Source organism: Actinoalloteichus caeruleus DSM 43889, from assembly GCF_000429185.2.
Taxonomy (GTDB): Bacteria; Actinomycetota; Actinomycetes; order Mycobacteriales; family Pseudonocardiaceae; genus Actinoalloteichus_B; species Actinoalloteichus_B caeruleus.
This window is the reverse complement of sequence record NZ_AUBJ02000001.1, coordinates 5,297,368-5,319,043: the sequence shown is the minus strand read 5'-3', so window position 1 is coordinate 5,319,043 and position 21,676 is coordinate 5,297,368. Positions and strand designations below refer to the sequence as shown.

Annotated in this window: 21 protein-coding genes and 1 CRISPR repeat array; of the genes, 6 read left to right on the top strand and 15 right to left on the bottom strand. The window is 73.0% G+C overall.

Features of this window, described 5'->3' with window-relative positions; all coding sequences use genetic code 11:
* Nucleotides 1-8: 8 nt before the first annotated feature.
* A complete protein-coding gene (icmA, locus tag G443_RS21690) occupies nt 9-1,748 on the bottom strand; it encodes a coenzyme B12-dependent isobutyryl-CoA mutase large subunit (protein WP_026418591.1) in 1,740 nt (579 codons plus the stop codon).
* Nucleotides 1,749-1,858: 110 nt separating this feature from the next.
* Nucleotides 1,859-2,176 (bottom strand): thiamine-binding protein, encoded by a 318-nt coding sequence (locus tag G443_RS21685; RefSeq protein ID WP_026418592.1) that lies wholly within the window; start codon nt 2,174-2,176, stop codon nt 1,859-1,861.
* Between the two features lie 120 nt (nt 2,177-2,296).
* On the opposite strand from G443_RS21685, the gene G443_RS21680 reads away from it, so the two are divergent.
* Nucleotides 2,297-2,818, top strand: a complete 522-nt coding sequence (locus G443_RS21680) for a MarR family winged helix-turn-helix transcriptional regulator (RefSeq protein ID WP_026418593.1) — start codon at nt 2,297-2,299, stop codon at nt 2,816-2,818.
* 6 nt (nt 2,819-2,824) lie between these two features.
* Here G443_RS21680 and G443_RS21675 read toward each other — a convergent pair whose 3' ends face one another.
* On the bottom strand, nt 2,825-3,169 hold the full coding sequence (locus G443_RS21675) for a DUF3817 domain-containing protein (RefSeq protein ID WP_026418594.1): 345 nt from the start codon (nt 3,167-3,169) through the stop codon (nt 2,825-2,827).
* Nucleotides 3,170-3,577: 408 nt separating this feature from the next.
* On the opposite strand from G443_RS21675, the gene G443_RS21670 reads away from it, so the two are divergent.
* Nucleotides 3,578-4,573, top strand: coding sequence for a LacI family DNA-binding transcriptional regulator (locus G443_RS21670; RefSeq protein ID WP_026418595.1), 996 nt, complete (start codon nt 3,578-3,580; stop codon nt 4,571-4,573).
* Between the two features lie 189 nt (nt 4,574-4,762).
* The gene (locus G443_RS21665; RefSeq protein ID WP_103056293.1) at nt 4,763-6,298 is read left to right on the top strand and encodes a DNA polymerase IV; all 1,536 of its coding nucleotides are present in this window, start codon (nt 4,763-4,765) and stop codon (nt 6,296-6,298) included.
* A 183-nt stretch (nt 6,299-6,481) separates the two neighbouring features.
* Nucleotides 6,482-6,814: direct repeats of the CRISPR family, unit length 29 nt; unit sequence GTAAGCCCCGCGCAAGCGGGGGTGAGCCG.
* 129 nt (nt 6,815-6,943) lie between these two features.
* Here G443_RS21665 and meaB read toward each other — a convergent pair.
* The 3 genes from meaB to G443_RS21650 all read right to left on the bottom strand — a co-directional run bounded on the left by meaB (nt 6,944) and on the right by G443_RS21650 (nt 10,220).
* Entirely contained in the window at nt 6,944-7,912 is a 969-nt protein-coding gene (gene meaB / locus G443_RS21660) for a methylmalonyl Co-A mutase-associated GTPase MeaB (RefSeq protein WP_026418596.1), read from the bottom strand.
* Entirely contained in the window at nt 7,909-9,114 is a 1,206-nt protein-coding gene (locus G443_RS21655; RefSeq protein ID WP_026418597.1) for an acetyl-CoA C-acetyltransferase, read from the bottom strand. The genes meaB and G443_RS21655 overlap by 4 nt, the downstream gene beginning before the upstream one ends.
* 248 nt (nt 9,115-9,362) lie before the next feature.
* The gene (locus tag G443_RS21650; protein WP_051313882.1) at nt 9,363-10,220 is read right to left on the bottom strand and encodes a DUF1028 domain-containing protein; all 858 of its coding nucleotides are present in this window, start codon (nt 10,218-10,220) and stop codon (nt 9,363-9,365) included.
* Between the two features lie 42 nt (nt 10,221-10,262).
* Here G443_RS21650 and mce point away from each other — a divergent pair, with 42 nt between their 5' ends.
* On the top strand, nt 10,263-10,715 hold the full coding sequence (gene mce / locus G443_RS21645) for a methylmalonyl-CoA epimerase (RefSeq protein WP_026418598.1): 453 nt from the start codon (nt 10,263-10,265) through the stop codon (nt 10,713-10,715).
* A gap of 227 nt (nt 10,716-10,942) precedes the next feature.
* Here mce and G443_RS21640 read toward each other — a convergent pair whose 3' ends face one another.
* The 3 genes from G443_RS21640 to G443_RS21630 form a co-directional block, all read right to left on the bottom strand.
* Nucleotides 10,943-13,345 (bottom strand): penicillin acylase family protein, encoded by a 2,403-nt coding sequence (locus tag G443_RS21640; RefSeq protein WP_051313883.1) that lies wholly within the window; start codon nt 13,343-13,345, stop codon nt 10,943-10,945.
* Nucleotides 13,346-13,484: 139 nt separating this feature from the next.
* A complete protein-coding gene (locus G443_RS21635; RefSeq protein ID WP_372492996.1) occupies nt 13,485-14,222 on the bottom strand; it encodes a TetR/AcrR family transcriptional regulator in 738 nt (245 codons plus the stop codon).
* 163 nt (nt 14,223-14,385) lie between these two features.
* The gene (locus G443_RS21630) at nt 14,386-14,742 is read right to left on the bottom strand and encodes an SPW repeat protein (RefSeq protein ID WP_030105491.1); all 357 of its coding nucleotides are present in this window, start codon (nt 14,740-14,742) and stop codon (nt 14,386-14,388) included.
* Between the two features lie 160 nt (nt 14,743-14,902).
* Between G443_RS21630 and G443_RS21625 the strand changes: the two genes are divergently transcribed.
* Nucleotides 14,903-16,639, top strand: coding sequence for a chromosome segregation protein (locus tag G443_RS21625; protein ID WP_245588769.1), 1,737 nt, complete (start codon nt 14,903-14,905; stop codon nt 16,637-16,639).
* Nucleotides 16,640-16,859: 220 nt separating this feature from the next.
* Here G443_RS21625 and G443_RS21620 read toward each other — a convergent pair whose 3' ends face one another.
* From G443_RS21620 to G443_RS21610, 3 genes are all read right to left on the bottom strand, one after another.
* The gene (locus G443_RS21620; protein ID WP_026418602.1) at nt 16,860-17,630 is read right to left on the bottom strand and encodes an alpha/beta fold hydrolase; all 771 of its coding nucleotides are present in this window, start codon (nt 17,628-17,630) and stop codon (nt 16,860-16,862) included.
* A gap of 85 nt (nt 17,631-17,715) precedes the next feature.
* Complete coding sequence (locus G443_RS21615; protein WP_026418603.1) at nt 17,716-18,465, bottom strand: alpha/beta hydrolase; 750 nt, start codon at nt 18,463-18,465, stop codon at nt 17,716-17,718.
* An 81-nt stretch (nt 18,466-18,546) separates the two neighbouring features.
* The gene (locus G443_RS21610) at nt 18,547-18,861 is read right to left on the bottom strand and encodes an Rv1322 family protein (RefSeq protein ID WP_026418604.1); all 315 of its coding nucleotides are present in this window, start codon (nt 18,859-18,861) and stop codon (nt 18,547-18,549) included.
* A gap of 116 nt (nt 18,862-18,977) precedes the next feature.
* On the opposite strand from G443_RS21610, the gene G443_RS21605 reads away from it, so the two are divergent.
* Nucleotides 18,978-19,202 (top strand): FmdB family zinc ribbon protein, encoded by a 225-nt coding sequence (locus G443_RS21605; RefSeq protein ID WP_081715388.1) that lies wholly within the window; start codon nt 18,978-18,980, stop codon nt 19,200-19,202.
* Nucleotides 19,203-19,303: 101 nt separating this feature from the next.
* Here the strand turns inward: G443_RS21605 and dhaM are convergent, their stop codons facing one another.
* Genes dhaM through dhaK form a run of 3 tightly spaced genes read right to left on the bottom strand, consistent with a single transcriptional unit; the run spans nt 19,304 to nt 21,668 of the window.
* A complete protein-coding gene (gene dhaM, locus G443_RS21600; protein ID WP_026418605.1) occupies nt 19,304-20,005 on the bottom strand; it encodes a dihydroxyacetone kinase phosphoryl donor subunit DhaM in 702 nt (233 codons plus the stop codon).
* Nucleotides 20,002-20,667 carry a dihydroxyacetone kinase subunit DhaL gene (gene dhaL, locus G443_RS21595; RefSeq protein ID WP_051313901.1) on the bottom strand — a complete coding sequence of 222 codons (666 nt, stop codon included), beginning with the start codon at nt 20,665-20,667 and terminating at the stop codon, nt 20,002-20,004. The genes dhaM and dhaL overlap by 4 nt, the downstream gene beginning before the upstream one ends.
* Nucleotides 20,667-21,668: a dihydroxyacetone kinase subunit DhaK gene (gene dhaK / locus G443_RS21590; RefSeq protein ID WP_026418606.1), complete on the bottom strand. Its 1,002-nt coding sequence runs from the start codon at nt 21,666-21,668 to the stop codon at nt 20,667-20,669. The genes dhaL and dhaK overlap by 1 nt, the downstream gene beginning before the upstream one ends.
* Between the last annotated feature and the right edge of the window lie 8 nt (nt 21,669-21,676).

The window sequence follows — 21,676 nt, the reverse complement described above, 5'->3', positions numbered from 1 at the left end:
CGGCCGGGTCAGAACCGGGCCGGTTCGGTGTAGTCGCCCCACTCGGCGCGGAGGGCACCGCAGATCTCCCCCAGGGTCGCTTCCGCCCGCACCGCCGCCAACATGGGCTCGATCAGGTTGTCCTCGCCGCGCGCCGCCCTGACGAGCTCGGCGAGCGCCTCCGCCACCACGCGCTGCCGCCGGGCCGTCTTCCTCGCTGCCAGGACCCGCTGCTGCTCGCGTTCGACCTCGTCGCTGACCCGGAGGATCTCCAGATCCCCCTCGGTGGGTTCGACGTGGCGGTTCACCCCGACCAGCCGCCGGTCACCCCGTTCCAGTGCCCGCTGGTGCGCGAAGGCGGCGTCGGCGATCTCCCCGGCGAACCAGCCGTCCTCGATGCCGCGCAGGATCCCCGAGGTCATCTCGCCGATCGGGTGCTCGCCCGACGGGACGGCGCTGGCCGCCATGTCCCGGATCCGACCGAAGATCCGTTCCGCCTCCTCCTCCAACCTGTCGGTGAGGGCCTCCACGTACCAGGAGCCGCCGAGGGGGTCTGCGACGTTGGTGATCCCGGTCTCCTCGGCGATGACCTGCTGGGTGCGGAGGGCGATCCGCGCGGCGCGCTCACCGGGGAGGGCCAGCACCTCGTCGAGGGCGTTGGTGTGCAGGGAGTTGGTGCCGCCCAGCACGGCGGCCATCGCCTCGACCGCCGTCCGGACGATGTTGTTGTCCGGCTGCTGGGCGGTGAGCGAAACGCCGGCGGTCTGGGTGTGGAACCGCATCCGCTGCGCCTTCTCGGTGGTGGCACCGTAGACGTCGCGCAGCCAGCGGGCCCAGGTCCGCCGCGCGGCGCGGAACTTCGCGATCTCCTCGAAGAAGTCGATGTGGGCGTCGAAGAAGAAGCTGAGGCCGGGGGCGAACCGGTCGACGTCCAGTCCGCGCGCGAGACCGAGTTCCACGTACCCGAACCCGTCGGCGAGGGTGAAGGCGAGTTCCTGCGCGGCGGTCGCCCCCGCCTCCCTGATGTGGTAGCCGGAGATCGAGAGGGGCTTGTAGTCGGGGGTGTTCCGCACGCAGTACTCCAGGAGGTCACCGATCAGCCGGAGGTGTGGTTCCGGCCCGAAGAGCCACTCCTTCTGCGCGATGTACTCCTTGAAGATGTCGGTCTGGAGGGTGCCGTTGAGCGCCCCGACGTCCACGCCCTGTCGCTCGGCCGACACCAGGTACATGCAGAAGACGGGCACCGCCGGCCCGGAGATGGTCATCGAGGTGGTGACCTGGTCGAGGGGGATGCCCTCGAACAGCAGATCGGTGTCGGCGGCGGAGTCGACGGCCACCCCGCAGTGCCCGACCTCGCCCCGCGCGCGCTCGTCGTCGGAGTCTCGGCCCATGAGGGTCGGCATGTCGAACGCCACGGAGAGACCGCCGCCCCCCTGGGCCAGGATCGTCCGGTACCGCTCGTTGGTCTGGCGCGCGGTGCCGAAACCCGCGAACTGGCGGATCGTCCAGGGCTTCTCCCGGTACCCCGTCGTGTGAGGCCCCCGGGTGAACGGGAACTCCCCGGGCCAACCGATGCGGTCGAAACCGGGGACGACGCCCCCTTCCGGGGGGCCGTAGACGGGGTGCACCGGAACTCCGGACAGGGTGGTGACGTCGACGTCCGGGACCCGGCCCGAGGCGGCGGCGGCCTCGTAGCGCTCCCGCCAGCGCCGGCGGCCGGGTTCGGGGTCGTCTGGTCGGGGGTCCCGCCCCGTTCCGCGTTCCGACATCCTGACCTCCGCTCGTGCCCGCGTCGATCGACGGACCCCGGTGCGCCGTCATCAGTGTGCCGACGACCGGCGGTGATCACAGCCCGAGCGGCGGGGGCGGCCGTCCCGGGTCAGCCCTCCCCGGCCAACCGGCGCTCCACCCGCTCGACCTTGGCCCGCAGTTGCCCGGTGAAACCGGGGCGGATGTCGGCCTTGATGACCAGGGACGCGCGGGGCGCCCGCGCGAGCACGGCGTCGGTGGCGCGTCGGACCACGTCCATGACCTCATCCCACTCCCCCTCAACGGTGGTGTACATCGAGGACAGCTCGTACGGGAGTCCGGAGTCCCGCACGATCCGCACCGCCTCGCTCACCGCGCCGCTGACGCTCTCCGGGCTCTCCTCCCCCCTGGCACCACCCGTGGGGCTGACGCTGAAGGCGACCAACATGAGCACGCACCTCCTGTTCGGGCGCCGGCGGTTCCGGCGCCTCCGTTCCCGGGCTACCCGGTGGGTCCGGGACCCGCCAAGCGGTCGGGCCCACCTCCGACGCTGCTAGCGTCAGTTGTCATGACCGCCCAGCAACCACTTCCGTTCGATCCGATCGCGCGCGCCGCCGAACTGTGGGCCTCGCGCATCGGGCCCTCGAGCACGATGGCCGCGGTCACCAGCGTGATGCGGGTGCAGCAGCTCCTCCAGTCGGCGGTCGACGGTGCGCTGCGTCCCCTGAGCCTCACCTTCGCCCGGTACGAGGCACTGGTGCTGTTGACCTTCTCCCGGCGGGGGGCCCTCCCGATGAGGGTGATGGGCGAGCGGCTCCAGTTGCACCCCACCAGCGTCACCAACATCGTCGACCGGCTCGAACGGGACAAGCTGGTGCGCAGGACACCGCACCCCACCGACCGGCGGACCACGCTGGTGGAGATCACCGACGCGGGGCGGGGACGGATGGAGGCGGCCACCACCGCCGTGACCTCGGTGAACTTCGGGATGCGGGGCCTGAACGAGCAGGAGATGACCCAGTTGACCCAGCTACTCACCGGCGTCCGGCTGGCGCACGGGGACTTCAGCCGCGAGCCGGCCGAGGGGTGAGTCGCCTCACGCGGCGGCACGCTCGTCGAGGGGCGCCCTGACCGCGCCGGGGTCGGCCAGCTTCCCCTTCCTGGTGGCCCAGCGCTCGAACAGCACGGTTCCCAGCGGGGGCACGCTCGCCACCAGCGCCCAGAAGAGGGTCACCAGGTTCCACCTCAACGCGCGGGCGGTGACCAGGGCCACGACGACGTAGAGGATGAAGAGCACCGCGTGGACCCGGCCGAAGATCGCCACCCCCACGTCGTTGTGCACCACGACGTACTTGAAGAACATGCCGACGAGCAGCCCGACCCAGGAGGCGGCCTCCGCCAGGGCTGCGAGGCGGAAGCGACCGACCGGCGTGGTGAACACTGCACTCCTCCTGGGGCTCGGTGGCGCCGGGCGACGACCCCGGCGGTCCCCAGTGTGCTCAGTGCCCCACGTCACCGGGCGACCGGGTCGCCGTCGGCCCGCCCCGGCCGGCGACATTGCTCCCGCTATCGAGGACAGGGTCGGACGAATTCGGCTGACCGCCCTACTTTCTCCGACCCGCTGGCGTGACGACTTGACGCAATGCGAGGTTTCCCTTCAGGCCCCACTCAGCCATAACCCGGGAGCTACTTAATCGATAAAGCTGTGCTATTGGCGTAAACGGTCGCCGGGAATGGGCCCAGCCGGCCGATGATCCGTCGAACTGTTGACAGCGAAGCGTCTACCGGGTGAGATGAGCTAGCTGTGACGACCTTGCCCGAGGGATTACGACGCCACCGACGTGCGACCATGAACGACGTGGCACGACTGGCCGACGTGAGCATCAAAACCGTTTCCCGGGTGGTGAACAACGAGCCCGGAGTACATCCGTCCACCGCGGAAATCGTCCTGTCGGCAATCGATCAACTCGGATTCCGCCGTAATCTCGGTGCCCGGAATCTGCGTCGCGGCTCGGCGACGGGAACACTCGGCCTGTTGCTGGAGGACGTGGCCAACCCCTTCTATTCCCAGGTGACGAGAGCGGTCGAGGAGGTGGCGAGGAAACACGACCACCAGGTCCTCGCCGGTTCCTCCGACGAGAGCCACGTCCGGGAGCGCGAACTGGCGTTGGAGTTCTGCTCCCGCCGGGTCGACGGGATGTTGCTGGTCCCCTCCGGGGTCCAGCACGGCTACCTCGTACCGGAGATGCGGGCGGGCACCCCCATCGTGTTCCTGGACCGGCCGCCGGGGGACATCGCCGCCGACACCGTGTTGGTGGACAACCAGGGCGGTGTCGCCGAGGCGGTGGCCCACCTGGTGCGGCACGGCCACCGGCGGATCGCGTTCTTCGGGGACTCGCCCCACATCTACACGGCGGGCGAACGGGTGCGCGGCTACCGGGAGGGGCACGCCTCAGCCGGCCTCCCCTTCGACGAACGGCTCGTCTTCATGGGGCCGCACGACGAGACCACGCTGACCTGCGGCCTCTCCCGCATCAGCGGCGGCGCGGCCAGGGCGACAGCGGTCATCGCCGGCAACAACCGGATCACCGTCGGTCTGCTGCGCGCCCTCCGAGGCCGTTCCCACCGCCCCGCCCTGGTCGGCTTCGACGACTTCGAGCTGGCCGACCTGATGGCTCCACCGATCACGGTCATCAGCCAGGACGTGCCAGAGTTGGGACGAACGGGCGCGGAGCTGCTGTTCTCCCGGATGGCGGGGGACGGTTCACCGCCGCAACGGGTCGTCCTGCCGGTGCGGCTGATCCCCCGAGGCTCAGGGGAGACGCCACCTCCCCCCGAGGACTGAGACCGGGCGCGGCCGACACCCCCGGACGGGAACGCGCCCGCCCCTTCCAACGGAGCGGCGCGACGCGACCGGCACCGGCCGGCGCGCACCTCGGAGCACCGCCGAAACCAACCCGCCCGGCACGTCCCCGGATCGATCCGCCCGGCCCGTTCGAGGGGCACCGTCGGGGTCAGGGGGTGTAATGGACCGGTGGTGACGGCGAGCGGGAGCGGGCGGTGGGTGGCGCACCTCGACATGGACGCGTTCTTCTCCTCCGTCGAGCAGCTGACCCGCCCCACCCTCCGGGAGTCGCCCGTGCTGGTCGGCGGTGCGGGGCCTCGGGGCACCGTGGCGGGAGCGAGTTACGAGGCCCGGGCCTACGGCGCGCGGTCGGCGATGTCGATGGCCCACGCCAGGCGGCTCTGCCCGGTGGCGACCGTCATCCCGCCTCGCTTCACCGTCTACCAGGCCGTCAGCGCCCGGGTCTTCGACCTGGTGCGCCGGTTCAGCCCGGTGGCGGAGCAGGTCTCGCTGGACGAGGCGTTCATCGAACCCGGCTCGCTGGCCGGGGCCCAGGCCGACGAGGTGCGCCGCGTCCTGGCCGAGCTGCGTGCCCGCATCCACTCCGAGGTGGGCATGGTGGCCTCGATCGGGGCCGGCTCGGGCAAGTCGGTGGCCAAGATCGCCTCGGATCTGGCCAAGCCCGACGGTCTGCTCGTGGTAACTCCGGAGGAGCAACGCGCGGTACTGCGTGATCTTCCGGTCCGGGCGCTGTGGGGGATCGGCCCGGTCTCCGAGGGCAAGTTGCGGCGGATCGGGGTGCAGACGCTCGGTGAGTTCGCCGACCTCGATCCCGCCACCGTCACCGCGCTGCTCGGGACGGCCGTCGGCCGGGAGCTGCACGACCTCGCCCACGGCAGGGATCCCAGGCCGGTGGCGGAACGTGCCGAGGTGAAGCAGGTCAGCGCCGAGACGACCTTCGACACGGACCTGGTGGACGGCGGCGCGCTGGAGAGCGCGGCCGTCTCGATGACGAGCGCCGCGCACCAGAGGCTGGTGCGCTCGCACCGCGCCGCCAGGACGGTGACGGTGAAGGTCCGCAGCGCGGACTTCGCCACCGTCAGCCGTTCGGAGACCGTCCGCGCCGCCACCTCGGACCTGTCGTCGCTCTCCGCGATGGCCCGACGACTGGTGAGCTCCGCCGTTCCTCCCGGCACACCTGTCCGGTTGGTGGGGGTGTCCCTGGCTGGGCTGACGACGGCGGAGCAGGAGTCCCTGTTCCCCGCGCCGCCAACCGCCGGCCCGGAGCCGCACCCGGACGAGGAGACCGGACCGGACGAGGCGACCGACGCCGGACCCACCCCTCGACCGGACACGGCCCCGCTCCCGGGCGGTCGTGACCGTGGCGGCCGTGGTTGGGCGGCGGGTGACGACGTCCGCCACCCCGAGCACGGGCACGGGTGGGTGCAGGGAGCGGGGGTCGGCAGGGTGACGGTGCGGTTCGAGACCAGGACGACCGGGCCCGGACCGGCCAGGACCTTCGCGATGGACGACCCCGCGCTGCGCGTCGCGGACCCGCTCGCGAGCCTGGACTGGTTACCCGTCGTGGGCAGGAGGAACGACCTGGCACGGGCCCGGACGGTCGAGGACGGGAGGACGCCGCACCCGGGTCCGGCCGCCGGTTCCACGACGGTCATGGAGTGGGTGGCACCCGTCGGCCAGGAGCACGACGCCGTGAGCTCGTGAACGAGCACCGGGAACAAGGGGCGACGTGGACGATGGTGGAGGAGCAGCCGACTGGCCGCGCCGGCGACGATCCGTTCTGGGCGGCGTGCCACCACGCGACGGGACTGAGCGGGAGTAGGCTGATCATCGAGGCCGCAAGGTCAAGAAATGATAACGGCACTCCATTCGCGCTGGTCGCGAAGGGTAAGCCCCGCGCAAGCGGGGGTGAGCCGGACGCCTTCGAGGGGCAGGCCGTGACGGTGCCGTAAGCCCCGCGCAAGCGGGGGTGAGCCGACCATCGCCCCCGGACGCTGGGAGGCGACGATGTAAGCCCCGCGCAAGCGGGGGTGAGCCGGGCGACGTGGACGTGGTCCCCGACCCGGCGCAGTAAGCCCCGCGCAAGCGGGGGTGAGCCGGTGAACGCGTTCGTCGGCAACGGCCAGGTCACGTAAGCCCCGCGCAAGCGGGGGTGAGCCGTAGCCGACACGCTCGGCCTCGAGCCGATGGCGTAAGCCCCGCGCAAGCGAGGGTGAGCGGGTGCTCGACCGCGGATCTGAGCAGGGCGGCTACCGCCGCCACCCGCCGGTGAGCACCGCCCGGCCGGCCCGTTCGCGTCTTCGGTCCGGCCGGAACCGGGATGTCACACGTCCGGAACGCGCGGGCGGCTCATCGCCGTGGCCGCAGGCCCGCGACCAGCTCGTCCGCCGCCGTGTAGGGGTCGGTCCGCCCGGCCAGCACCCGGTCGGCGAGGTCGACCAGCGCGGAGCCGCCCCGCACATCCCCCAGCCGGCCCCGCAACTCCTCGACCGCGATCGCCTCGACCTCACTGGCGGCTCGCCGCCGCCGCCGGGCACTGAGCTCTCCGTGTTCCCGCATCCAGTCGTGGTGTTCGTCGACAGCCGCGACGAGCTCGGTCATCCCCTCCGCCCGGGATGCGACGGTCCGCACGATCGGCGGACGCCAACTCGGCCCCTCCTTCTCCCGGCGGCCCAGGGAGATCATGTGCTTGAGCTCGCGGACGGTCTGGTCGGTGCCCTCACGGTCGGCCTTGTTGACCACGAACACGTCCGCGACCTCGAGGATGCCCGCCTTCGCCGCCTGGATGCCGTCGCCCATGCCGGGAGCCAGCAGGACCAGGGTGGTGTCCGCCAGGGAGATGACGTCGACCTCCGACTGCCCGACGCCCACCGTCTCGACGAGGATGACGTCGAAGCCGGCGGCGTCGAGGACGCGCAGCGCCTGCGGCGTGGCCCAGGCGAGCCCGCCGAGGTGACCTCGCGTCGCCATCGAGCGGATGAACACCCCCGGGTCCAGCGCGTGGTCCTGCATGCGGACCCGGTCACCCAGGAGCGCACCACCGGAGAAGGGGGAGGAGGGGTCGACAGCCAAGACCCCCACCGTCCTCCCCTGGGCTCGCAGGGCCGTGACCAGCGCCGAGGTGGACGTGGACTTCCCCACTCCCGGTGGACCGGTCAGCCCGATCACTCGGGCGTGTCCCGTGTGGGGCGTGAGCTCGGCCGCCACGTCCCGCAGCCGAGGGCTGGCGTCCTCCACCAGGGAGATGAGCCGACCCAGTGCCCTCGACTGTCCCGCGCGCGCCCGCTGGACCAGGTCGTCCACCTCGGCGTGGCTCATCGCTCGGCCCGGTCCGCCTCCGGGACGCGCAGCAGCAACGCGTCCCCCTGCCCGCCCCCGCCGCAGAGACCGGCGGCGCCGAGGCCGCCACCGCGCCGCCGGAGTTCGAGCGCCAGGTGGAGGACCAGTCGGGCACCGGACATCCCGATCGGGTGGCCGAGGGCGATGGCACCCCCGTTGACGTTGACCCGGTCCAGGTCCACGCCGAGCTCCCTCGCCGATACCAGGCCCACCGCCGCGAACGCCTCGTTGATCTCGACGAGGTCGAGATCGGCCGGGGTGACACCGGCTCGCCGGCAGGCGGCCGCGATCGCCCGGGAAGGCTGTTCGTGGAGGCTGGCGTCCGGGCCGGCGACCACCCCGTGCGGGCCGATCTCGGCGATCCACTCCAGGCCGAGCTCCTCCGCCCTGGCCCGGCTCATGACCACCACGGCCGCCGCCCCGTCGGAGATCTGGGAGGCGGAGCCCGCCGTGATGGTCCCGTCGGTGGCGAAGGCCGGCCGCAGCGCCGCGAGGCCCTCGGCGGTGGTGTCCGGGCGGATGCCCTCGTCACGATCGACGACCACGCCCGGTGCGCCCCGACGTCCCGGGAGCTCGACGGGGACGATCTCCTCGGCGAGGACCCCGGCGGCGGTGGCGGCGGCGGCGCGCTGGTGCGAGGCCGCCGCGAAGGCGTCCTGCTCGGCGCGGGCCAGGCCGTACCGGGAGTTGTACCGCTCGGTCGACTCCCCCATCGCCACCTGGTCGAAGGCGCAGAAGAGGCCGTCGTGGGCCATGTGGTCGCGGAGCACGGCGTCCCCGTACTTCGTCCCGGTCCGGGAGTTCGGCAGGAGGTGGGGTGCCTGGGACATCGACTCCTGCCCGCCGGCCACCACCACGTCGAACTCACCGGCTCGGATGAGTTGGTCGGCCAGGGCGATGGCGTCGAGCCCCGAGAGGCAGACCTTGTTGATGGTCAGGGCGGGCACGTCCATCGGGATGCCCGCGGCGACCGCCGCCTGCCGGGCGGGGATCTGCCCGGCTCCCGCGGTGAGCACCTGTCCCATGATCACGTACTGGACCTGGTCGGGGGTCACTCCCGACCGGTCCAACGCGGCCCTGATGGCGACGCCGCCCAGCTGGGCGGCGGACTGATCCTTGAGCGAACCCAGCAGCCGCCCGATCGGGGTGCGGGCTCCGGCGACGATGACGGAACCGGTCACGGATGTTCTCCCTCGTTCCTCCGCCTACGACTGATCCGGACCCTACCGGCCCCGCCAGGACCGACGAGGGGTGACGGCGACCACACATGTCGTCACGGGGGCGGTGGGCGCACCGGGTGGGGCCGGCCCCGTTGGTGCGCGCCTCGGGGGAGGGGTGGCCGGGGTACGGCCGGAAGCCGGGGAACGGCAACGGCGGACGGGCTCGTGGCCACGGCGAGGGGCGGCCGGCCCGAGGGAACGGCCCCGCCTCAGCCCAGTTCGGCCAGCTTGTTCCAGGCGGGGGCCAGCGGCCCCCCGTGGGAGGCGCGCAGGGCGCAGAGCGCGGCGAACCTCGGGGTCTGCGAGCGGGCCGCGTTCACCAGCAGCGCCGCCTCCGGCAGGCCGTGCACCAAGGCGCCGACCGCCGCCCAGCCGGCCAGCAGGGCGTCGCCGGGCAACCGGGCCGAGGCGTCGACGAGGCGGCGCGCCATGTCGATGTCCTCGTGCAGCACGGACGAGCCGCTGGCGATCAGGTCGTGGGCGTGGTGGACGTCCAGGAGACGGCCGAGTTCGCGCAGCGGGTCGCGGTGGTCGTCGACCCTGAGGTCCAGCGGCAGCGGTTCGGTCCCCCCGGCGGCGCGGACGACGAGCGCCACGGACTGCTGCCCCCGGGCGTCGCCCCCGGCCTGCTGCCCGGCGCGGAGCGAGGCGACGAGTCGGCGGTGCAGCGGACCGGTGGTGGTGTGGAAGGTCTCGCGGGCCGCCTCCCACACCTCCGTGGAGGTCAGCAGGTTGCCCTGGACGGCGACCTCGGGCAGCGCGACGCCTCCGGCGGCACCGGGGCAGGCGTCGCCGGTCCAACTGGTGCTCTCCGACGGGGTGACGACACCGCACTGCATCTCCGCGCTGAGCCCAGCCGCGCGCACCGCCTCTTCCGGCTCGTTCCCCTCGCGGAGCCGGTCGAGGACGGCGTGGAGCTGGTCGGCGCCCGCGGCGCCCTGCACGACCACCGCCGCCAGCCCTGGTTCGACGGCGAGCGCCCTCGAGCCGATGGCGAGGACACCGCTGGCGACGGCGGCGCCCAGTTCACCGGTCACCGGGTCCCTGGCGACGATCGAGAAGGTCACACTGGCACCGTAATCGAGATCCGCGCCACATACCCTCCTGGAATGCCGGAGGAACTCAGCCAGTTCGTCACCGCCATCGACCACGTCGGTGTCGCCGTCGCCGACCTCGAGGAGGCCATCGCCTTCTACCGCGACACCTTTGGTCTCAGGGTGGTGCACATCGAGTCGAACGAGGAACAGGGCACCAGGGAGGCGATGCTCAGGGCGGCGGGGGACGCGGGGGACGGCGCGGCGCTCCAACTGCTGGCCCCGCTCAGCGCGGACTCGCCGATCGCGTCCTTCCTCGACCGGCGGGGCCCGGGCCTGCAACAACTGGCCTACCGGGTGTGGGACATCGACGCGATCAGCACGGCGCTGCGCCACAAGGGCGTCCGCCTCCTCTACGAGGAGGCCAGGCGGGGCACCGGGGGTTCGCGCATCAACTTCGTCCACCCGAAGGCGGCCGGGGGTGTCCTGATCGAACTCGTCGAACCTCCCAAGTCCGCGCTCCCGTGACCGGGGAGGGCGCGGCGGCACCCGCCTGGGGCCCCTCCCCGTCCGACCACCGGGGAAGGGCCGTCACCCGTACGGCGGGCCGGTCGGTGCGAGCCCCGTCGGCGATCCGGTCCGGAAATCACCCAGCAGGAGGAAACCGGACCGGCGGGACCGGCCCGTGACCGGGGTGACCGGCGGTGGAACCGCACCTCCCACGGGCCGCCGCTCACCCCAGGGCGGGACCGGGCTCAGCCGGGCAGCAGGACGATCCGTTCGCCCACGTGCCGTTCGATCTCGGCCCGGCTGTAGAGCAGGGGGACGAACTCGCCGTCGCGCCACGGCTCGGCGTGGTCGCGGTAGTGCGGGCTGTCCGGGTCACCGGACTGGCCTGGCCCGTTGATCACGAGGGAGCGGTCCCACTCGCCGACGTCGAGGACCATGCGGAACGACGGGCCGTTGGTCTGGCGGAAGTCGGAGACCCGGTAGGAGGACTGGTTCACGGTGTCCTTGGAGCCGCCCCGGGGGAAGGGCCCCACGTCGAGGCTGGCCGGGTCGTCTTCCGCGCCGCCCCGTCCGACGGGGTGCGCGAAGAGCGTGTGCTGCAACCGCCCCCACTCCCACCGCCGGTCGTTGCCGCCCAACAGCTCACCGGTCTCCCGGTAGGCCGCGCGCAGCGTGGTGAGCAGCAGCTCGTCGCGTTCCTCCTGGTCGAGCCAGCGGCCCGGGTTCTCCAGCTCCTCCACCAACACCAGGGTGTCGGGTTGTTCGATGATCTCCGCTGCCTCCGGAGCGGCCAGGCGGACGAACTCCGGACCGAGGTGCCGGGACAACCACACCTCGAACAGGGCCGCCGGGCCCGAGTCCGCGGTCTCCACGTGGTCCCACCCGACGAGGAGGTCGCGGGCTCGGCTGGTGATCGCGTCCCCGGGCTCCAGCCCGGGCAGCAGCGCGGTGATCCGTCGCGCGGGCAGGGACAGCTGGTCGAGCTGGAGGGCGGCCGAGTCGGCCAGACCGTGGTCGGTGTCCTGGGCGAGCACCTCGGTGATGCGCTGGAACCGGAACGGGTTGGTCCACTCGTACCCCAGCCCGTACTCCTCGTGCGGGAAGTCCGGTGGCAGGTTCATCTCGTTGGCGGTCGCCACGTACCCCTCGGCGGGATTGCGCGAACGCGGCAGCTCGGCCCCGTCGTGGAAACCCGTCCACTCGTAGCGGCCGTCTCCCGGGACGGGCAGCAGACCGTCGTAGCCGGAGCGTTCCGGCGCGAGGCCGCCGGGCACCCAACCGATCTCACCGGAGACGTCGGCGTACACCTGGTTCTCCGTCGGCGCTCCCCACGTCCGCATCGCCTCCTCGAACTCGTCGAAGCTCCGGGCCCCCTGGTAGGCGAGGCTGCCGAGGTAGGGGGACATCCCCGGTTCGCTCCACGCCGTTCGCACCGCGTACCCGAGGTCGCGGTCCTCGTCGACGTGGATGAGGGGACCGTGCCGGGTGTGCCGCGTCTCGACGGTCACCGCGTCCTCTCCGGCGACCTCGATCCGCTGTTCCTCGACCTCCACGCGTTCCCACCCGTCCCCGTAGCGGTACCGGTCGTGGTCGGCGGGATCGAGTTCGTAGACGTAGAGGTCCTCCTGGTCGATGGAGAAGATCGTCAGGCCGAAGGCCGCGGTGCCGTTGTGCCCGATGGACACGCCGGGCAGTGCGGGCTCACCGGCGCCGATCACGTCCAGCCCGGGTGCGGACAGGTGCGTGACGTACCGGAGGGCCGGGGCGGAGTAGGCGCGGTGCGGGTCGTTGGCGAGGATCGGGCGCCCGGTGCTCGTCCGTTCGGGCGCGACCACCCAGTTGTTGCTGCCCACCACGGTCGGGTCCTCCGCCTCGAGGACCCGCACCTCCCCGTCGGAGAACGCGACCCCGCTGGTTGCCAACCGGAACGTGTCGAGCACCTCGTCCCCGATGGCGCAGGGGTCGAGCCCGTCGGGGACCTCGGTGGTCCAGTCCGGTTCGAGGCCACGGCGCACCAGGTCGGCGTCGGTGCCCTCGGCGCACGCGACGCGCGCCCGGGCGACCTCACTGGTGAGGTTCCTGGTGAGCCCGTGGCTGCGGATCCGGACGACGTCCTCCGGGGCCCACCGGGAGGGCTCGTACCCGAGTTCGGCGAACTCGGGTGGGAGCTGGTCGGGGTTCTCCTCCAGCCAGTCGACGTAGGCGTTGATCCCGGTGACGAAGGCCGTCACGGTGCGTTCGGCGTCCGGTCCGTAGCTCGCCCACTCGGCCTCCATGTCGCCGTCGTAGAGGAAGAGCCGGGCGGCCCTGTCCTGTTCGACGTAGTCGGGCCCCAGGTCCGAGGACAGCTCGCCGAGTCCGCGTTTCCGCCACAGGTCGATCTGGAAGAGCCGGTCGCGGGCCGCGTTGAACCCCTGCGCCAGGTAGAGGTCGTCGGTGTTGGCGGCGAAGATGTGCGGGATCCCCCACTCGTCGACGAGGATCTCCACTTCCTCGGAGAGGCCGGGGAGGGTGACGGTGGTGCCGGCCCCCTCCTCACCGTCGGCCGCTCCGGAGGCGGTCACGGGCAGCAGGGCCACCAGCGCGACGGCCGTCGTTCGTCTCCGCCACCTGGCGGCGGGATCACGTCCGGTACTCGGTATGCGCATGACTACTCCGTCCGAGCGGCCCACCTGACGTGGGCTTCGGACACGAATCGTGCATGCAACGTGAATATTTCACCATGCGCCCCAGCAGGACCTCACTCGAACGGCCCAGGGCCGGGCGGCCACCACTACTCCACCTCGATCAGTGACCTACTCCGTCCGGCCTGGACCGCCGGCGTGCCGACGAGGACCGCGCACCCCGGACGGGACCGCCCGACGGCCGACCGGGCGCGTCCCCTCTCCGCGCTCGGTGTTCACCCGCTTTCCAGCGCCCGCGCGACGAAGTCCAACTCCCGGTCCAGCACGTCCGCCGGCTGGGTGTGCCGGGCCACCGAGTGGCGGTAGCTGACCGCCAGCGCCAGCAACGCCGCCGCGCTCTCGATGTCGTCGCTCCCCTCCCGGGCCCCGACCCTTCCCTCCCCGACGAGCGCCGTCTCCGCCGCCGGCCCCCGGTCGCTTCCCGCGCGGCGATGAGCACCTCCCGGATCTGGGAGACGATCCCGCGCAGCCGCGCATCCAGCGCGTCCCGGACGGCCGGATGGGTGTCGGTCTCCCGCCAGAGCAGGTGGGACAGCAGCGGTGACGCGTCGAGACCTCGGTCGAGCGCGGCCACCAACTGGCGCAGGCTGGTGGCGACGTCCCCGGGGACGACGACCGAGGTCAGGTCCACCCGCACGTCTGGCAGGCGTTCGATGAGGGCCGCCAGCAGGTCCTGCTTGCGGCGGAAGTAGTAGTGCACCAGCCCCTTGGGGACCTCCGCCCGTTCGGCGATCCGCGAGGTGGGCGTGGCGTCGAAACCCGATTCGGCGAACAGCTCGCCGGCGGCGGTCAGGATGCGCTCCCGCGCCCCGACACCGTCCCGCTGGCCTGTCCGCCGCACCCTGCCGCTCCTCGTCGAGCCTGCCGCCGCGTCCGCCACGCTCACCGTTGTCCCTCCCCATACGCCGGTCGTGCCCACAACGGGTCCGCCTTCTCGGCACTGGACACGTTATGGGCACGCCGGGCGCGGGGACACCGCCGCCGGTGTGGCCGGCGGCATCCACTCAGTGGGCCATCACCCCCCGGTGAGCGGTGTTCGCCTCGGGCAGCGCCGCCGCGCTCACCAGGACCGCCAGCACACCCACGATCCACGAGGTCCACGCCGCGCCGCCCTGGTCCGTGTACCCGATGACCCAGGGCGCCAGGAACAACAGGACCCCGAAGAGCATGTGGGTCCACTCGCTGGCGACCGAACCGGGCGCCGAGAGCGACCACAGACCGCTGATCGCCAGCAGCGCGCCGAGCACGATCATGGTCCACGCCGTGCCCGCGGTGACGTCCAGCCAGATGGTCGAGATGACCGTGTAGACACCGAGCGCGAACGCTGCCCAGTCCTGCCAACGTGACCACTTTCCAGTCATGGTCTCCACCTCCGTTCCTGCAGGAACTACCCCAGGATGCGCCTTGGTTGGCCAACCGGTCAACCCGTGCGGTCTCGTCGTCCGGCGAACTCGGGACACGTGAACCACAATGGCGGGGAGATACCCCGAACCCTCCGGCCATCCAGGTAGCGTGACACTCATGGGCCTTGCCGACGACCGTGACCTACTACCCCTTGGCTCCGGCTTTGACGTCGCCAAACGTGGTTACGACCGCGCTCAGGTCGACGAGCACCTCGAGCGGTTGGACGCCGATCTCCGCATCCTCGCGGCCGACCGGAACGCGGCCCTGTCGCAGGCGGGCGACCTGGCCCGCCAGTTGGAGGCGGCCCGCTCCGAGATCGAGAGCCTCCACTCCCAACTGGAGCGGATGAGCCAGCCCCCCACCAGTCTGGAGGGGATGAGCGAACGCCTCCAGCGAATGCTCCGGCTGGCGCAGGAGGAGGCCAACGAGATCCGCGCCCGCGCCGAGACCGACGCGGCCGAGATGCAGGCCAAGGCCGAGAAGGAGGCCACCGGCCTCCGGAACCAGTACGAGCGGCTCATCGCCGAGAACGACACGCGTCGCGCCGAGATGGAGGCGGAGCACCGCGCCACCCTGGACAAGGCCAACCAGGAGGGTGAGCGCATCCGTGCCGCCGCGCAGGAGGTCCTCCAGCAGGGGGAGGCCGACGCGGACCGCATTCGGCAGGACGCCGAGAACATCCGCCGGCAGGGCGAGGCGGAGGCCCAGCGGCTCCGCCAGGAGGGCGAGGCGATCCGGCAGAAGGGCGAGCACGACGCCCAGGAGTACCTGCGGCAGGCCGAGCAGACCCGCCAGGCAGCCGACGCCGAGGCCGACGCCCGGCGCAAGCAGGTCGAGGACGACTTCGAGATGGCGATGTCGTCCCGCCGCAACGAGGCGATGCGCACGCTGGCCGAGCAGGAGGCCCACAGCAAGGCGGAGGCCGAGCGGCGGGTCAGGGAGGCCACCGAGGAGGCCAACCGGCGGCTCCAGGAGAGCACGAACGAGGCGCACCGCCGAGTGCGGGAGGCCACGGAGGAGGCCAACCGGCGGATCGGCCAGGCCCAGCGCCAGGTCGACACCCTGCGCCAGACGCGAGGCCGGCTGGCCCAGCAGCTCAAGGCGATCCGGGCGGTCTTCGTCGAGGCCGGCCCCCTGCTCGACCTCGCCGACGAGGACCAGCAGCCGGTCGAGCCGCCCGCGCTGCCGGCCGGTTCGCAGTCACGTCACGACCCGCCCACGCAGCACTTCCCCCGGCCCCACTTCCACCCGGTGCCCGCCGGCCCGCCGGTGCCCGGCTGGGCGCCCGCCAAGCAGCCGCCGCACCAGCAGCACAACGGGGCGGAGGAGACGGTCATCCAGCGCCACCCCCACCAGCGGACCCGGGTCTGGGACCAGTCGGCGTCGGTGCCGGTGAACGTGCCCTCCGCTCCGCAGGACGCGGTCTCGCAGGTGCGGTTGGAACAGCCCCACCCGCCGGCGCCCCCGGCCCCCCAGCAGGCCACCGACGCACAGGTGACCCAGGAGACGCCGGCCCCACCCCCAGCGAACGACCAGGTCGCGGCGGAGACGGCCACCGGCGCCGAGGCCACGCCGGCCGACGGGGCCGGTGCGGACAACGAGGGCACCACGGTGATGGCGATCCCCCGGGCCGAGGACGAGCGGGCCACCGGGGAGGAGCCGGCCACCCCGGCCACCGGGAGCTCCGACGCCGACGCGGCGGTGACCTCGGACGACGGCACCAGGATCATGCGGTTGCCCACGCCGGAGGACGAGCGGGAACCGGAGCAGCAGCCCGCCGAGGAGCAGGGAGCCGAGGCGAGCCAGGGGCACGGGGATGAGACCACCGTGTTGCCCGCTCCCAAGCAGCAGTAGCCGCGCGACAGGCCGCACCACCACCGCGAGGGGTCCCGGTTCCGGGGCCCCTCGCGGCGTTCCGAGCGCGCCAGCTGGAGGTCCTCCTCCCACCGCCCGCCCCCAGGCCCGACCATCCGTTCCGTGCGTTCCCACCTCCCAGCGGCGGCGACCACCACCGGGGGCCGTCGACGAGCACACCACCCGAGGCGGGTGGGAGTTCCCTGGTCGGAGGAACGCCTCACTCCCCCGCCGACGCCACCTCGTCGAGCCACGGGACGAGGCATCCGGCGAAACCGACCGGGTCCTCGACGGGGGCGAGGTGCCCGGCTCCCGGCACCACCCGCAGCGCGGAGCCCGCGATGTCTCCCGCCAGGGCGCGGTGCTCACCGACGGGGACCACGCCGTCCTCCTGGCCCGCCACGACGAGCACTGGCACCGTGGCGGCGGCCAGCAGCGCGCGCGAGTCCCGCCGAGACGCCATGGCCCGCTGCGCCCACGCCACGCCGGCCGGCGACTGCTCGCGCGCCCAACCCCGGACCGCGCGGACCACCTCCGGCCGGGACGCCCGCGTGGTCGGCCCGAGCAGTCCCTCCACGGCCGACTCGGCCGACCAGCCGGTCGCGCCCTCGCGTTCGAGCCGGTCCGCCACCCGCAGCCGGTTGGCGCGCTGTTCGGGACCGTCGGCGCCGGCCCGCGTGCCCACCAGCACCAGACCGGCGACCCGCCCCGGGGCACGCCGCAGCAGCGCCATCGCCACGTAACCGCCCATCGAACAGCCACCCACCACGACGCGCCTGACCCCCTGGGCATCCAGCTCGGCGAGGACGTCGTCGGCGACGACGTCGAGATCGGGCTGGGGCACGTCGCCGTCCCGGGTCAGGGGGCGACCGCCCAGTCCCCGCTGGTCGGGGGCGAACACCCGCCGGCCGGGCCCGAGCAGCGGGCGGACGCCGCCCCACATCCGGGCGTCCACGGGGAAGGCGTGCAGCAGCACCAGGGGCGGTGTCATCCTCGGTCCCTTCCGTCGGTACGCCGGCCATCCTCCCCCCGGCGACGCGGACGCAGCGACCGGAGCGGCCGATCCGACGGGCGGGTCAGGACTGGTGGACGGTGAACTGGTGGGTCTCGTACGGCCCGTCCCAGCTGCGGGGCAGTGGGGTCGGCACGTCCGGGGCCACGATGGAGACGATTTCGTCGAGGACGTCGTCGGCGCGACCGACCCAGAGGTGCTTGGCTCCCTCGAAGGGCACCACCCTGGCCCCGGGGATCGCCTGGAAGCGCTCGTGGGCGGCGGGCGGGCGCAGGTAGTCGTCGAACTCGGGCACGAGCGCGTGCACCGGCTTGCCCGACTCGGCCCACACCCGCAGGTGCTCCTCGCGGCTGTACCGGAGGGGCGGGGACAGCAGGATCGCACCCCGCACCAGCGGGTCGCAGCCGTGCATGAGCGCGAGGTCGGTACCGAAGGACCAGCCCAGCAACCAGACGTTGGGCAGGTCCTCGAACTCGGCGTACTCCAGGGCCGCGACCACGTCGTGCCGCTCGGCGTCCCCGTGGGAGAACTCGCCCTCGCTCCGCCCCGCCGCGCTCTCCGTTCCCCTCGTGTTGAACCGCAGCACCGCGATGTCGGCGAGCGCGGGCAACCGCCAGGCGGCCTTGCGGTAGACGTGCGAATCCATCATCCCGCCGTGGGTGGGCAGCGGGTGCAGGCAGACCAGCGTCGCCACCGGGGCCCTCCGCTCGGGCATCGCGAGCTCCCCGACCAGGCGCAGGTCGTCGGCGGTGTGCAGGGTGAGCGGCTCCCGGCGTGCGGGCAGTACCGTGCCCGCCCGGATCTGTGTACTCATCAACACTCGATCGTGCCATCACCGGCCGCGGTGGCCGGGGTGATCCGGGCCACCGGGACACGGGTCACGAACACCCGTTCCCTACCACCACCGCCGGGTCGGGCCCCGCCTGCCGCGCGCCTGCCAGCACCCGTTGTGCCAGTGCCGACGTTCCTCGGCGCTGCCGTACTCGTCGGCGGGCCAGGCCACCACGTGGGGGATGCCGGCGCGGATCTCGTGGTCGCAGCCCGGGCACCGGTAGGTCTTCACCGCCTGGGAACCGGGAACGGTGCGCACCATCCAGTCACCGTCGGGCCCGGAGACCCGCTGGGCGGACCCCACCCCCGCCGACAACGGGCGCGCGGCGGTGGCCCGACCTCGGACGGCGGACTTCGGGGATCGGTTGCGGCGCGGCACGGACGACCACGGTAGTCGCCCCGGCGCCCGCACCGAGTCCTCGGCCACCGTGACCGGCTGAGGGGCGGGGACGCCGGCAGGAGCCTCGACCGGCTCCGTTCTGCGATGATGGCGGCGTGCCCAGCTACGAGTTCCGCTGCCGTGAGTGCGCCACGACCTTCGAGGTCCAGCGGCCGATGAGCGCCGCCTCCGACCCGGCTCGCTGCCCGGTGGGTCACGACGACACCGTGAAACTCCTCTCGACGGTGGCCCTGGCCCGAGGGGGCGGCGCAGCGCCGGCCGGGGCCGCCGCTGCGACGCCGGCCGGGGGAGGCTGCTGCGGCGGGGGATGCTGCGGCTGACCTCGGCTGAGCGACCTGCTCCCGGCCCGGCGCGTAGGCGTGCGTCGGACGGTTCCCCCTCGGATGACCTCGCGTCGACTCCCTCGGCGGATCGGCGCGGTTCACTCGTCGAAGTTCCGCTCGACCAGGTCCGTCACCCGCCTCAGCGCGGTCTCGGCGTCCGGTCCGGTGGCCGACACGGTCACGGTGTCCCCCCGGCCGGCGCCGAGTCCCATCAGGGCCAGCACGCTGGCGGCGTCCACCTCCCCGTCACCGAAGCGCACCCGCACGTCCGCGTCCAGGCCGGCGATGCTCCTGGTGAGCAGGGCGGCGGGCCGCGCGTGGAGCCCGACCTCGTTGCGCAGAACGAACGTCTCGGCCCGGACCTCAGCGGTCTCGACCGCCCCTTCGGCCGCCGGCCCGGTGAGGGCCGGTCCCCGCGCTTCCGGGCCGGGTGCCGCCGCCACCGCCGCCGCGCCGACCGTGGCGAGTTCGCCGCCGTTCTGGGCGGCCACGGCGGCGGCAACGGCGCCCTCCACGAAGGGCGCGTCGACGAGCAGGACCCGGTCTGGATCGCCCACGCTCTCCGCCGCCAGCTCGGCGGTCATCCGGGCGCTGCCCAGGTCGTAGAGCACGACGAGGCCGGCCCCCTGGTCGGCGTCCGCGACGGCCGTGGAGACCGCGTCGAAGTCGGTGCCCAGGCCTCCTCCCGGCAGCCCGCCCACGGCCTCCAGCCGCACGTCCGGTGCCATCTGGCCGGCGAGTTCGGCCAGTCCCTCCGCCAGTGCCCGGCTGTGGGACACGAGGACCACCGCCACTCTCATCCCTCGCACTCCTTCCCCGGGGTTCGGCTGGGGCTGGGGCCGGGCGAGGCGAACGCGCCCAGCACCAGGGCGGTCGAGCGCGCACCGGGGTCGAGATGACCGGCGCTGCGTTCTCCCAGGTAGGACGCCCGTCCCTTCCTGGCGACGAGGGGGGCGGTCTCCCGCGCGCCGGTCTCGGCCGCGGCGGAGGCGGCGGCCAGCACGGCTCGGGTGTCCCCGCCGTCGCCGACCGCCCGTTCCGCCGCCGCGACCGCCGGGACCAGCGCGTCCACCATGGTCTTGTCGCCCGCCTCCGCGCGTCCCCTGGCGACGACGCCCTCCAGGGCGGCGGCGAGCGCGGCGGCGACGTCCTCGGGGCCGAGTTCCACCCGGTCGGGCACCGCCTTGGCGGCTCGGAGCAGGGCCGTGCCGTAGAGGGGGCCGGCGGCGCCACCGACCGTGGAGATCAGGGTGCTGGCCACCAGTTTGAGCACCTCGGCGGGACTGCCGTGCTCACCCTCGTCCAAGCTCGCGCGGACCGCGGTGAAGCCTCGGGTGAGGTTCTCGCCGTGATCACCGTCCCCGATCGCCCGGTCGAGGTCGACCAGTTCGTCGCGGTGCGCGGTGATCACCTCGGCGACCCGGTGGAAGGCCGCCACCACCTCGTCCACCCCGCACCCCATCAGGACCCCCAGTTCAGCGCGGTGGTGCGCACGGGGGCGTCCCACAGCGCGGTCAGTTCGTCGTCCAACCGGAGCACGCTCACGCTGATGCCCCGCATCTCAAGGCTGGTCACGTAGGGGCCGACCAGGCTGCGGCGCACCCTGATCCCCCGTTCGGCGAGCAGGCGTTCGGCGATCCCGTGGGCCAGGTACAGCTCCAGCGGGGGAGTTCCGCCCATCGAGTTGGTGAACAGCAGGACCTCGTCCCCCGAGGCGAACGGCAGGTCGTCGAGCACGGGCTCCAGGAGCCGGCGGACCAGGCCGTCCGCGGGTTCGAGCGGGATGCGCTCCCGCCCCGGTTCACCGTGGATGCCGATCCCGATCTCGATCTCGTCCTCGCCCAACTCGAAACTGGGCCGGCCGACGTGGGGCACGACGCAGGGCGACAGCGCCAGCCCCATCGACCGCACCTGGGAGTTCACCCGGCCCGCGATCTCGGCGCACCGGTCGAGGGAGTCCCCCCGGGCGGCGGCCGCACCGACGATCTTCTCGACGAGGACGGTTCCCCCCACTCCCCGCCGCCCCGCGGTGAAGGAGGAGTCCGTGACGGCCACGTCGTCGTCGACCACCACCGTCCGCACCTCGACGCCCTCGGCCTCGAGCAGCTCGGCGGCCGTCTCGAAGTTGAGCACATCGCCCGTGTAGTTCTTCACCACGAGCAGCGCGCCCCCGCCCGCCTCCACCTCCCGCACCGCGGCGACCACCTGGTCGGGGGTGGGTGAGGTGAACACCGGGCCGGGGCAGGCGGCCGCCAACATGCCCGGGCCGACGAACCCGGAGTGCAGCGGTTCGTGCCCCGAGCCGCCTCCGGACACGACCGCGACGGCGCCCGGCGGGGTCGGCTCCACCCGGGTGACCACGGCGGGGTCGGTGCTCACCCTGAGCAGCTCGGGATGAGCCAGGGCCAGACCTCGGAGCGCGTCGGTCACCACGGTCGAGGGATCGTTGAGGATCTTCTTCACGCGTCGAA